The following is a 13493-nucleotide window of genomic DNA, read 5'->3' on the forward strand; positions in this document are numbered from 1 at the left end:
GCCATTCCTCATCAATGGATAAACAAAAAGCTCTAAAGAAGATAGCCAAGTGCCTAGAGTTAGGTAACTCAGCAAACGTCAATGAAGCAGCCAATGCCATAAAAATGGCGCATCGCCTCATGCTGAAGTACGGACTTGATAAAGACGACATCGAATTTATCAAGATGGGCAAAACACAATCCACTCATTTATTACCTGCAAATATCAGCTCCACGCTGCTGCGAGTAATACGTGGTATCAATACAAAATTTGGTGTTGAAGCTGTTTTGCTCAATCACAAAGGCTTAAAAAGAGTTGAATTTATTGGTGAAGCTGATAGAGCAATTTTTGCTGCGTTTGCTTTTGACATTATCTACCGCGAATTAAATGAACACACGGGCAAGTTTAGAAACAGTTTCGCTGGCTCTGGTACATCAACAACTGAAGTTACACGTAGAGTAAATTCGTTTGTCTCAGGCTGGGTCGAAGGCGCTTTAGAAAAGCTACCAGTTATTGCCCCAGATGATGAGTCAGCAAATAAAATCAATAACTATATTGATAAAGAATTTAAAAATATCGATAGAGAAACCTTTAAGCAACAGCTGAAGGAAGCGATGAAAAATATCACTGCAGATTACGAAGTTGGCTTAAAGAAAGGCCGAAAAGTCTCGGTAAGTCGCCCTATCGATGGCGCTCAAGCTCCCAAAATGTTGCGGTAATCACTTGTGATTGAATCTGATGAATCCTTAATTCATTGAACTAATTTAAAATTCACCACTACTCTCTATTACCTAACATGCTAAACTTAGTTTGTTTGACCATTCCTAAGCATGTAGGAAGCCTGATTGATGAGGTAATACCAATACCAGTAATTCAGTGCGCAAGCAGTTACTGGAATTGGTATCGGGTACATGGATGTTATAGTTTGGTGGTGATATCTTGCGACAAATTTTCCCACAGATTCTTCTAATCGCTATTTTTATCAATGCCCCAGTTGCATTTGCTGAGTCCATCCAATCTCTAACTGAAGCTGCCGAGCAAAATGACGCTAAGTCTCAGTATGAATTAGCGAAACTATATGAATTGGGTAAACAAGTCCAGCAAGATAGCAAAGCGGCTTTTTATTGGTATCAACAATCTGCCCAAAATGGCTACGATCCTGCGAAATTTCAACTTTCTAAAGCCTATATAAATGGTATAGGAACAAAAAAAAATATCCCCCAAGGGCTATTCTGGCTAATTAATTTATCGTTAAAAGGGAATGTGGATGCACAGCTAACGCTTGGCAAGATCTACCAAAATCTAAAGCAGCCCCCTAACCCTATCGACATGGCTGAGGTGTGGTATCAAATAGCTTCTGGCCAAAGCTCTGCCGCAGAGGAAGCTTACTCAAAGCTCCTAGAAAATAAGTACAACGCTCGACGAGCAAAACAGATGTCCTATATTGAGCAACTGAACTCTGTATTTCCAGAAGAGTCGCTATCCCCAGCCTCTCCTACTTCTCCTCCAGAAAACATAGAAATACTATCTATCGTAGAATATTTAACGACCATGGTTATTGTCGCAACTGCTTCAACATTCATAATTGTATTCAGAAGGCGGCGGCAACGAAGGGAAAAAAGGGAAATAAAAGAGAGCAATGAAAGCCAAGACAAGGACAAAGCTCTTGAGAACCAACTACAAGTAATTAACCAGCAAAAAAAACAACTTGGCATTCTGTATAGAGAATTAAAGAAGCAGCAGAACCACACTAAAAAGAGCGGTCATGAAAATGCAGAGTCAAATAAAGACAAAAGCAACTCTCAAGCCCCCAATCAATTACAACTGGCCTGCACCCTATTTGGCTTTAGAGTAAACAAAATACCGGATGATAAAAAGGTTAAATTGAGATTTAAGCAACTATCTAAGATTTATCATCCCGATGTCAATGGAAGTGAAGATGAAATGAAACGACTAAACGCTGCCCTTAAGATAATATTAACCCGAACTAACAAATAGTTACATAATAAAACTCAGTGTTTCCAAGTAGTTTTCACGTAATCGATCTCCTTCTCAGTTGCCATCATAAATGATTAACCGAAAGCACTTATATATGTCATAATCCGGTGCGAAAATAAAGTCCCCAATACAAGCTCTATCAATAGATAGCCACAAACTAGAGCAATGGGAAATCGTTATGTGAAGGGGAAAATATGTTCACGATAGAAGGCATTTGTGATTGGTGCAAAAAGCCTAGCTTACTGGTTAAACACGACTACCTCGATGGCAAGTCAAATTTATCATGCAAAGAATGTTATGAGCTTGCGACACTAGATGTCAGACAGTTTAACCTTGGTGAGCTGGAGCAAAGAAAGCGTGAAGAAGACCAATCTCTAAACATGTAATCTTGGCACTTGATGCCCAATGTAGCGCCGCTTATTAGTGGCGCTTTTTAGTTGCATTGAATTCTCAACGAGTAAATTAAGACCATATAGCTTTTATAAAGCGCGACTTTATAAACCTTTAACCTTCATTAACCATACTCCATTCCTTTTATATACCTCAACGATGCCATGTTTACACAGGCAATAAGCAGAAATGCATACGCACATTCAATATATCTACTACGTGATAGAGTTAACACTTGATCAAATTAGTCAAATATAATGAATACGGATAAATACTGTTTTTTCAATAGATTAAATTCCAAGCGGTGTATTGTTATGATCTTCCAACTCAAATTCATCTTGATTATCTAAGGCAAAGAGATTACTGTTTATTTGTACAGTATGTATATAAGGACAGTAAATATGTATCAAACACATTCACATAACCACTATTCAAATGTAGTACATCCTGCAATTCAGCAATCGTTTGACGAAGATTTTTTTGCCAAACTAGAAGTACTTTCTCAGCAGCAACAGTGGATACTATTTACAGCTGAATGTCCCAAAATTAGCTCCTTAGATATCACCTCCTCTCAAATTAATTCTCAAAAAATCATACAGATGAAACCTTCCCATACCCAGTCAGAACTTCAAATCGTTGTTCGAGCGATAAAAGCGGGTAATGCAAGTGCTATTGTCGCCTCAATGAATATTGATCTGGTGAATCAAAATTTACTCAAGCAGCTTGCTCTGAAACATCAATGTGAAGTGTTTTTTCTATAGTGAGTTATATCGTATTGCCTTTTTATATTTTCATTTTAATGGTTCCGATTCCTAGTCTTTTACTTGCAGTGCAAGTGATGAAACTTCCCCCTGAGTGGAAAGCATGCATACGTTAAGTAAAAGGCTTGGAATCAACTTTTTTACTCAGACCCCCTAGCGAAACAGTTTTCAGGCAAACGTTTGCTTTTTTACTAGCGACATAAAATAGTTCTGGTATCATGCCACGCATATGTAACGCCAATATGCTCAGCCATTTGGCCTATTAAATGTAACATTGATATTACGATAGGATTATGTCGATGAATCTTGCTGATCAAGTTCTTGCTGTTAATAATGACCTCCCAATTCGGACAGACAAACCAGTACACAGTGGCAAAGTACGCTCTGTATACTGGTTAACCGAAGAAGACAGTCAACGCCTAATTCGAGAAAAAGGTTATGACGTGGCCTCTGATGCACCTTTGGCAATTATGGTTATTAGTGACCGAATTTCAGCTTTCGATTGTATTTGGCATGCAAAAGGTGGTTTGAAAGGTGTTCCAGGCAAAGGCGCGGCACTCAATGCTATCTCAAACCATTGGTTTAACCTTTTTAAAGAAAATGGTCTAGCCGACAGCCATATATTAGATATCCCTCATCCATTTGTTTGGATCGTTCAAAAAGCTAAGCCGGTGAAAATTGAAGCTATTTGCCGCCAATATTTAACAGGTTCTATGTGGCGTGCTTATGAAAAAAGTGAACGCGAATTCTGCGGTATTGAACTTCCTGAAGGGCTTGGCAAAGACAAAACACTGCCTGAACTACTGATTACTCCTTCAACAAAAGGCATCCTAAAAGGTATACCTGGTGTTCCTGAAGCAGATGACGTTAATATCAGCCGCAAAAACATTGAAGACAATTTCGCTGCATTTAATTTCTCTTCAGTTGAGGATATCAACCTGTACGAAAAGTATCTCAAGCAAGGTTTCGAGCTTATTAGTCAATCGCTATCTGAAATTGATCAAATCTTCGTGGATACTAAGTTCGAGTTTGGCTATGTAGAAGATGCTCAAGGAAACGAAAAACTTATTTATATGGATGAAGTCGGCACTCCAGACTCATCAAGAATTTGGGATAAAGAGCAGTATTTACAAGGCAATATCGTAGAAAACTCAAAAGAAGGCTTCCGTCAATTCTTGTTAAACCACTTCCCAGATCCTGATATCTTACTCAACAAAAATCGCATGGATGAGCGTGAAGCGCTCGCTCGTAACAATGAGTTACCTACCGAATCTCTAATGGATCTTTCTCGCACTTACATCAACATTGCAGAAAAGATTACCGGACAGAAAATTGAATTAAGCCAAAACCCAAAGCAAGAAATCATTGACGTTCTTAAACGTGATTATGGGCTAGTTGATTAACAATATTCCTTTTCACTGCTGCACTTATACGATTCTAAGTAAGAATATGATCGAAGTGAATTAAGCTTCCACAAACCGCTCAAGACATCCTGTGCGCTTAAACATGGGCATCCATGCCCATGTACGTTTGTTCCAGCTCATTTCACTTCGCAGGCCAATGTTTTTCCAAGACTGGTATGATATGTTTCAGTACAGCACATAAAAAAATGCCGAGCATATAAGCTCGGCATTTTTCTTTACTCGATTAGAGTTTACTCTGTATCGCTACCATCTGTAGGTTGTTCAGAGTTTTCTTCACCAGAAGTAGCCACGGCTCCTTCTTGTAACTCTTCTTCAGATAGCTCAGCTTCTTCAACTTCGTCGATACGCTGCAAGCCAACAACGTGTTCATCTTCAGCAGTTCGAATTAAGGTCACACCTTGAGTATTACGTCCAACCTGACTCACTTCCGCCACTCGAGTACGAACCAAAGTTCCCGCATCAGTGATCATCATCATCTCGTCGCCTTCCTCGACTTGGATTGCGCCGACAACCGGTCCATTTCGATCAGAAACCTTAATTGATACAACACCTTGAGTCGCTCGACCTTTAGTTGGGTACTCTTCTAAAGTTGTTCGTTTACCAAAACCGTTGAGCGTTACTGTTAAGATGTCGCCTTCGTTTGAAGGTACGATTAGTGAAACAACTTGATCACCCTCTTCGACCAGCTTCATACCACGAACACCCGCTGCGGTACGTCCCATTGGTCTTACTTTGTCTTCTTTAAAGCGAACCACTTTACCCGCTTTAGAGAACAACATGATATCGCTATCGCCATCAGTGATATCAACACCAATTAGAGAGTCATCATCGCGTAAGTTAACAGCAATTAGACCGTTTGAACGAACATTAGCGAACTGATCCAGAGAGGTCTTCTTAACTGTACCATCACCCGTCGCCATGAAGATGTATTTATCTTCACTAAACTCCGATACCGGAAGAATTGCGGTAATACGCTCGTTTTCTTCTAGAGGAAGAATATTAACAATCGGTTTGCCTCGAGCAGTTCTACTCGCAAGCGGCAATTGATAAACCTTCAAGCGATAAGTCTTACCACGAGTTGAGAAGCATAGAATGTTATCGTGGGTATTTGCCACCAATAGCCTTTCTATATAGTCTTCTTCTTTCATCTTGGTGGCACTCTTACCTTTACCACCACGACGTTGCGCTTCATAATCACTCAGGATTTGATACTTAACATAACCTTCATGTGACAGTGTCACTACTACATCTTCACGAGCAATTAGCTCTTCCATGTCGATATCATGGCTAGCAGCAGTAATTTCTGTTCTGCGTTCATCGCCAAAACCATCTCTAACAGCTTCTAGTTCTTCACGAATCACTTCCATTAAGCGCTCAGTGCTCGCTAGGATATGCATTAACTCTGCAATTTCTTCAAGAAGTGCTTTGTACTCGTCTAAGATTTTCTCGTGCTCTAGACCAGTTAGTTTTTGCAAACGTAGATCTAGAATTGCTTGGGCTTGCTGCTCAGTTAAGAAATATTGGCCATCGCGGATACCATATTGCTCTTCTAGCCAGTCAGGTCTTGCTGCGTTAGTTCCAGCACGCTCAAGCATTGCAGAAACATTGCCAAGATCCCAACCGCGTGAAGTTAACCCTTCTTTTGCGATTGCAGGTGTCGCAGCGTGACGAATTAATTCAATAATTTCATCAATATTGGCAAGTGCTAACGCTAAGCCTTCTAAGATATGAGCACGATCACGCGCTTTTCTTAGTTCATAGATAGTACGACGTGTTACTACTTCGCGGCGGTGATCAACGAAGCACTTCAACATATCCTTAAGGTTGAACAATTGCGGTTGACCATTGTTCAGCGCAACCATGTTGATACCAAATGTCGTTTGCAGTTGAGTCTGTGCGTAAAGGTTGTTTAAAACTACCTCGCCTACAGCGTCACGCTTACATTCGATAACAATACGCATGCCATCTTTATCAGACTCATCGCGCAGTGCACTAATGCCTTCAACCTTTTTGTCTTTAACTAGCTCTGCAATTTTTTCAATTAAGCGAGCTTTGTTGACTTGATAAGGGATCTCTGTGACAACAATAGTCTCTTTGCCATTCTTGTCAGCTTCGATATCGGCTTTAGAGCGCATATAGATTTTGCCACGCCCTGTTTTGTATGCGTCGACAATGCCTTTGCGCCCGCTGATTAACGCTGCAGTAGGAAAATCAGGGCCTGGAATGAAGTCCATCAGCTCATCAATCGTGATAGCTTCGTTTTCGATATAAGCTAAGCAACCATCGATCACTTCTGTTAGGTTATGAGGCGGAATGTTCGTCGCCATACCCACCGCAATACCTGAAGCGCCATTGACGAGTAGATTCGGAACTTTAGTCGGTAAAACTGCTGGAATTTGCTCTGTACCATCGTAGTTTGGTACATAATCCACAGTTTCTTTATCAAGATCTGCCAGTAACTCATGAGCAATTTTGGCCATGCGTACTTCGGTATAACGCATTGCCGCAGCGGAGTCGCCATCAATAGAGCCAAAGTTTCCTTGACCATCGACCAACATATAACGAAGTGAGAATGGCTGAGCCATACGCACTATAGTGTCATACACCGCGCTATCACCATGTGGGTGATACTTACCAATTACGTCGCCAACAACACGGGCAGATTTTTTATATGGTTTGTTCCAATCATTACCTAGAACATTCATCGCAAATAAAACACGACGATGCACAGGCTTAAGGCCATCACGCACATCTGGAAGAGCTCGACCAACGATAACTGACATCGCATAGTCTAGGTATGAACCTCGTAGCTCATCTTCAATATTTACGGGTGTGATCTCTTTCGCTAGATCGCTCATAGAGCAGTTGTCCCTCTACAGTTTGATCGTATATTTGATACGTATAAGGTGTGAAAATATAACACAGAATAATCCTATTCGGCATCACTTTCCCTGAGCATTTACCAACTTGTGAAGATGGTTAAGGTGCAATTGTTGATAAATTGAACCACGTTAAATCTATACATATCAAAGTGGCGTTTTTTTAAGCTATCCACTACCCCAAAATAGCTTGTATAACTCTCCATGTGTTAGAGGTATAATTCACTCATAAATAAGGTCGGAAGGCCCATAGAATTATTGTTAATGAGTGTATCGGAATGAATAACACGCAAAACGTCGATCCAAGTGAAATTAAAAAATTCGAAGACATGGCTTCCCGTTGGTGGGACTTAGAAGGCGAGTTCAAACCACTTCATCAAATTAACCCACTAAGACTGAATTACGTCATGGACAAATCTGACGGAATTTTCGGTAAAAAAGTATTAGATGTCGGCTGTGGCGGGGGTATCTTAGCTGAAAGTATGGCTAAGCAAGGGGCAGAAGTCACTGGCCTTGATATGGGTAAGGAGCCCTTAGAAGTCGCTAGGCTACATGCACTTGAAACCAATACTACGGTCAACTATATCCAAAGCACTGTCGAAGATCATGCCGATCAAAATGCTGGCTTGTACGATGTTGTGACCTGCATGGAAATGCTTGAACATGTCCCCGACCCTCAATCAGTCATTCAGTCATGCGCAAAGCTAGTAAAGCCTGGTGGACAAGTATTTTTCTCTACTTTAAATCGCAACTTAAAATCCTATCTATTTGCAATAGTAGGTGCAGAGAAGCTACTAAAAATTGTTCCTGAGGGCACCCACGACCACGAAAAGTTCATTCGCCCTTCCGAAATGCTTAAGATGATCGACAAAACCGAGCTCAAAGATATGGGCATAACAGGTTTGCACTACAACCCTCTAACTGGCCATTACAAGCTCGGCAAAAACGTTGATGTGAATTACATCGTCCACACAACTAAGTTGCCCTAAGTCTCAAGTGAAACTTGTTGTTTAAAGCACTTCAAAGGCGGTAGCACAAAGTTACCGCTTTTTTAAACAAATTGTGTGCACAATATCCAAGTTTAAACCATTTCTTTTCGGGATCAAATTCAGCTAAATTTCAAGAAAAATATTTTTGTTCTTGGTTAGTTAAAGAGCGTATTTGAAATTGCGATTTTTTCCGTTCAACTATGTTCTAGAATCACAAGTTAGTATTCACTTACTGTTTTTTTTAAATTTGTGAGTTATCCACAACTCATTCAAAAGCTGTTCCTTGAAAAGATCTCGTGATAGCACTATCTTGTAAGTCGAACATTGATGTACCCCTATATATTGTGTCTACACTACAATATATAGATAGAGATTGATTACAAAGTCGGCAGCAAAATTATAAAACTTATACAAAAATACGACTTACAGAAGTTTTATTAGGGAAATAAAGCATAATGAACCAAAAACTTACTGTCACTAAGCGTGATGGACGCAAAGAAAGTATTGACCTAGATAAGATACACCGAGTGATCACTTGGGCTGCAGAAGGTCTAAACAACGTCTCAGTTTCACAAGTGGAACTCAAAGCTCATATACAATTTTATGACGGAATTACCACCTCAGACATTCACGAAACCATCATAAAATCAGCCGCAGATTTAATTTCAGAAGAAACGCCTGATTACCAATATTTGGCTGCTAGGTTAGCTGTTTTCCATTTGCGCAAAAAAGCTTACGGACAGTATGAACCACCTAAGCTTTACGACCATATTTCCCACCTCGTTGAAATGGGTAAATACGACAAACATTTGGTCGAAGATTATACTCGAGCAGAATTAGACGAACTGGATGCCTATATTGATCATCGCCGCGATCTTAATTTTTCCTATGCTGCAGTAAAACAGTTAGAAGGAAAGTACTTCGTTCAAAACCGAGTATCTGGCCAGATTTATGAAAGTGCTCAGTTTTTATACATCCTTGTTGCTGCATGTCTATTTGCAAAATATCCAAAAGCAACACGGTTAGATTATGTTAAGCGTTTTTATGATGCGACTTCTACATTCAAAATTTCGTTACCTACACCGATTATGGCGGGCGTGCGAACTCCTACTCGTCAATTTAGCTCCTGCGTTTTGATTGAATGTGGTGACAGTCTTGATTCCATCAACGCAACAGCAAGCTCTATTGTACGCTACGTCTCTCAACGAGCAGGTATAGGTGTCAATGCAGGTCGAATCCGCGCACTAGGCTCTGAAATTCGTAAAGGTGAAGCATTCCACACGGGCTGTATCCCTTTCTATAAGTACTTCCAAACAGCTGTGAAATGTTGTTCTCAAGGTGGTGTACGTGGCGGCGCAGCAACCGTATTCTACCCACTTTGGCACGGCGAAGTTCAATCTTTACTTGTTCTAAAGAACAACCGTGGTGTCGAAGAGAACCGTGTTCGTCATATGGATTATGGCGTTCAGCTTAACAAGCTTATGTATTCACGCTTGGTACAAGGTGGAAATATCACTCTATTCTCCCCTTCTGATGTTCCAGGCCTATACGACGCATTCTTCCAAGATCAAGACGAATTCGAAAGACTGTATGTTAAGTATGAAAACGATCCGTCAATTAAGAAAGAAACGGTCAAAGCACTAGAAGTGTTCACGCTATTGATGCAAGAACGCGCTTCGACTGGTCGTATTTATATTCAAAACGTCGATCACTGCAATACTCACAGTCCGTTTGACGCTGAAGTTGCGCCAGTTAGACAATCAAACTTGTGCCTTGAAATAGCGCTACCAACTAAGCCGCTGACTAACGTTGAAGATGATCAAGGTGAGATAGCACTTTGCACACTGTCTGCATTTAACTTAGGTGCAATCAACGCGCTGGATGATTTCGAAGATTTATCAGACTTGGTCGTTCGTGCGTTAGATGCCTTGCTCGATTATCAAGATTATCCACTACCAGCGGCTTATCGCTCGACTATGAACCGTCGAACGCTGGGTGTGGGTGTGATTAACTTTGCCTACTACTTAGCGAAGAACGGTAAGAAATACTCAGACGGCAGCGCAAACAACTTAACGCACCGAACTTTCGAAGCAATGCAGTATTACTTGCTCAAAGCATCAGTGAATCTAGCAAAAGAGCAAGGCAAGTGTCCTGCATTTAACGAGACTAATTACGCTAAGGGCCTACTACCAATCGACACTTATAAAAATGATGTCGACTTGGTTTGCGATGAAGAACTGCATTACGATTGGGACGGGTTGCGCGAAGAAATTGTGACTCACGGCCTGCGTAATTCAACACTAACAGCATTGATGCCATCAGAGACTTCATCACAGATCTCTAACGCGACTAACGGTATTGAACCACCTCGCGGCTACGTTTCTGTCAAAGCTTCAAAAGATGGTATCTTGAAGCAGGTAGTGCCGGAGTTTACTGAACTAAAAGAGAACTACGAACTCCTTTGGGATATTGGCTCAAACGATGGTTACTTGCACCTAGTCGGTATTATGCAAAAATTCGTCGACCAAGCTATCTCTGCCAACACCAACTACGACCCAAGTGTCTATGAGAGTGGCAAAGTACCAATGAAGAAGCTGATTCAAGACCTTCTTACAGCCTATAAGTATGGTGTGAAAACACTTTACTATCATAACACTCGCGACGGAGCGAAAGATGAACAAAGTGACGGAGTTCAAGCTCCAGAAGAAGATTGTGAAGGCGGCGGTTGTAAAATCTAACAGATAGACACAACACTTATTGATATACGAATTTGAACGCCCTTCTAATTGAAGGGCAAAAAGGAATTGAGACGAACATGGCTTACAGTACATTTTCTCAAAACAAGAATAATCAGCTCAAAGAACCAATGTTCTTTGGTCAATCTGTTAACGTTGCTCGCTATGATCAGCAAAAATTCGAAATATTTGAAAAGCTGATTGAAAAGCAGCTGTCGTTTTTCTGGCGTCCTGAAGAAGTGGATGTATCCAGCGATCGTATCGATTACAACAAGTTACCAGAGCATGAAAAGCATATCTTCATTTCAAACCTGAAGTATCAAACTTTGCTTGATTCTATCCAAGGTCGCAGCCCAAACGTAGCTTTGTTGCCACTGGTTTCACTGCCTGAAGTAGAAACTTGGATTGAAACTTGGTCGTTCTCAGAAACCATTCACTCACGCTCATACACACACATCATTCGTAATATTGTGAATGACCCAGCAATCGTGTTTGACGACATCGTCGAAAATGAGCACATTCTGAAACGTGCGAAAGATATCGCGCACTACTACGATGATCTTATTCAACTGACCAACGATTACCATCGATATGGTGAAGGTACGCACGAGATACAAGGTGAAAGTGTCACGATCAGTCTCAATGAGCTGAAGAAAAAGCTTTATCTATGTTTGATGTCTGTTAACGCTTTAGAAGCGATCCGCTTTTATGTCAGCTTCGCGTGTTCATTCGCTTTCGCTGAACGCGAACTAATGGAAGGTAATGCGAAAATTATCAAGCTAATTGCGCGTGATGAAGCTCTACACTTAACTGGCACACAGCATATGCTTAATCTGCTACGCAACGGCCAAGACGACTTTAGCTTTATTCAAATTGCTGAAGAATGCAAAGAAGAGTGTTTTGAGCTATTCAAAGAAGCAGCAGAGCAAGAAAAAGAATGGGCAGGTTACCTATTTAAAGATGGCTCAATGATTGGCCTCAACGAAGATATTTTATGTCAGTATGTTGAATACATTACTAACGTACGCATGCAAGCTGTTGGTTTGCCTGCCGCCTACCCGGAAGCGACATCAAACCCAATACCTTGGATCAACGCTTGGCTTTCTTCTGACAACGTGCAAGTAGCACCACAAGAAGCTGAAATCAGTTCTTATTTGGTTGGACAAATTGATAATGAAGTAAGTGAAGATGACTTTGAGGGCTTCGAGCTATAATGGCAACGATTCGAATCAATAACGCTACTTACATTAAATCGAATCCATCAAATACTTTGCTTGAAACGATGGAAAACGCGGGCCTTGAGCCTGAATATAACTGTCGTGATGGGCATTGTGGTGCATGCCGCTGCGAATTAGTCTCTGGTGAAGTTGAGTATGTTGGCTTTGCTATGGCCTATACGCCAGAAAACAGTGTGTTGCCCTGCATATGCAGAGCAAAAGGCGATGTTGAACTATCAAACGTGAACTATCGCCTTAAGGAAAAGCAAGCTTAAGCTCTTCTTTAGGGGCTCAGAATAAAGGCGCTATTTAGCGCCTTTGTTATTACCACTTGCAGCAGTAACTTCACCTAAGTAGCGAGTTAATATCGCATTATACTCTTCTGTACCTCTCAACGAAGTTAGAGCTTGTGCAAAGTTTTTAGCAATCTCAAGTGAGCTACTTTTCTTGGAAAACGCAATATAAATTTTATTTGTTTTCACCGGTATTGGTAATGCGATAACTTTATCTTGCTTACGATATATGTAGTTAAAGCCATAGATATTCATAATTCCTAATTTAGCTCTTTCTCTAGAAATCATATGAACCAACTGATCCGCAGTGGTAACCTCATGCTTATCATACTCAGGCTTATCTACTATTGAGCCATATGAAAAGCCACGCTGGACAAGCAATGTTCTGCCTTTTAATACCTTATCAATATCACCAGAAAACAGTATATCTTGTTGATCTTTCACATTGATCAAGAAATGGAACCTCACTTCTGAAAGCTGGTTTCCATCTAGGAAATATAAATATTTCTCGCGTTCAGGATTTCTACTGATGTAAATAATCGCGTCAGCCATACCTGTTTGTACGTCTCTAATTGCCCTCTTCCATGGCATGCTGCTAAAAGAAACCTCATATCCAGCGTGTTTAGCAGCCAACCTAATCAAATCAATATGGAGGCCGTACAATTCGCCGTTTTGGTTATTCATTTCATAAGGTGAGTAGTTTTCATTGCCACGAACAATTCTGAGCTCTGGTGAGGCTAAAGCTTGAATACTGTAGCTTATAAGAATAATGAACAGAAACTTCGACAGTCTAAGCAACCTAGCTCCTTTGTTGGCTCGCAATTGAAG

At 40.7% G+C, this 13493-nt stretch carries 11 protein-coding genes; 9 read left to right on the forward strand and 2 right to left on the reverse strand.

What is annotated here, in order from left to right; genetic code table 11:
* The first annotated feature begins 14 nt into the window (after positions 1-14).
* The 5 genes from ACM2FC_RS13440 to ACM2FC_RS13460 all read left to right on the forward strand — a co-directional run bounded on the left by ACM2FC_RS13440 (position 15) and on the right by ACM2FC_RS13460 (position 4531).
* Entirely contained in the window at positions 15-698 is a 684-nt protein-coding gene (locus ACM2FC_RS13440) for a DUF2786 domain-containing protein (RefSeq protein ID WP_498481450.1), read from the forward strand.
* 220 nt (positions 699-918) lie between these two features.
* Positions 919-1977 (forward strand): J domain-containing protein, encoded by a 1059-nt coding sequence (locus ACM2FC_RS13445; RefSeq protein ID WP_498481451.1) that lies wholly within the window; start codon positions 919-921, stop codon positions 1975-1977.
* A gap of 194 nt (positions 1978-2171) precedes the next feature.
* The gene (locus ACM2FC_RS13450; protein ID WP_498481452.1) at positions 2172-2363 is read left to right on the forward strand and encodes a hypothetical protein; all 192 of its coding nucleotides are present in this window, start codon (positions 2172-2174) and stop codon (positions 2361-2363) included.
* A gap of 405 nt (positions 2364-2768) precedes the next feature.
* Entirely contained in the window at positions 2769-3128 is a 360-nt protein-coding gene (locus tag ACM2FC_RS13455) for a SulA-like leucine-rich domain-containing protein (protein WP_498481453.1), read from the forward strand.
* 299 nt (positions 3129-3427) lie between these two features.
* The gene (locus tag ACM2FC_RS13460; RefSeq protein WP_498481454.1) at positions 3428-4531 is read left to right on the forward strand and encodes a phosphoribosylaminoimidazolesuccinocarboxamide synthase; all 1104 of its coding nucleotides are present in this window, start codon (positions 3428-3430) and stop codon (positions 4529-4531) included.
* 251 nt (positions 4532-4782) lie between these two features.
* Here the strand turns inward: ACM2FC_RS13460 and gyrA are convergent, their stop codons facing one another.
* On the reverse strand, positions 4783-7410 hold the full coding sequence (gyrA, locus tag ACM2FC_RS13465; protein ID WP_498481455.1) for a DNA topoisomerase (ATP-hydrolyzing) subunit A: 2628 nt from the start codon (positions 7408-7410) through the stop codon (positions 4783-4785).
* A 299-nt stretch (positions 7411-7709) separates the two neighbouring features.
* On the opposite strand from gyrA, the gene ubiG reads away from it, so the two are divergent.
* From ubiG to yfaE, 4 genes are all read left to right on the forward strand, one after another.
* Complete coding sequence (ubiG, locus tag ACM2FC_RS13470; protein WP_498481456.1) at positions 7710-8420, forward strand: bifunctional 2-polyprenyl-6-hydroxyphenol methylase/3-demethylubiquinol 3-O-methyltransferase UbiG; 711 nt, start codon at positions 7710-7712, stop codon at positions 8418-8420.
* A 455-nt stretch (positions 8421-8875) separates the two neighbouring features.
* Positions 8876-11158: a class 1a ribonucleoside-diphosphate reductase subunit alpha gene (gene nrdA / locus ACM2FC_RS13475; RefSeq protein ID WP_498481457.1), complete on the forward strand. Its 2283-nt coding sequence runs from the start codon at positions 8876-8878 to the stop codon at positions 11156-11158.
* Between the two features lie 77 nt (positions 11159-11235).
* Positions 11236-12369, forward strand: a complete 1134-nt coding sequence (gene nrdB, locus ACM2FC_RS13480; RefSeq protein WP_498481458.1) for a class Ia ribonucleoside-diphosphate reductase subunit beta — start codon at positions 11236-11238, stop codon at positions 12367-12369.
* Positions 12369-12647: a class I ribonucleotide reductase maintenance protein YfaE gene (yfaE, locus tag ACM2FC_RS13485; protein WP_237362230.1), complete on the forward strand. Its 279-nt coding sequence runs from the start codon at positions 12369-12371 to the stop codon at positions 12645-12647. Before nrdB ends, yfaE begins: the two co-directional genes overlap by 1 nt.
* A gap of 30 nt (positions 12648-12677) precedes the next feature.
* Here the strand turns inward: yfaE and ACM2FC_RS13490 are convergent, their stop codons facing one another.
* Positions 12678-13463, reverse strand: a complete 786-nt coding sequence (locus tag ACM2FC_RS13490; protein ID WP_498481459.1) for a substrate-binding periplasmic protein — start codon at positions 13461-13463, stop codon at positions 12678-12680.
* Positions 13464-13493 lie beyond the last annotated feature (30 nt).

Source organism: Vibrio sp. A37, assembly GCF_059777565.1.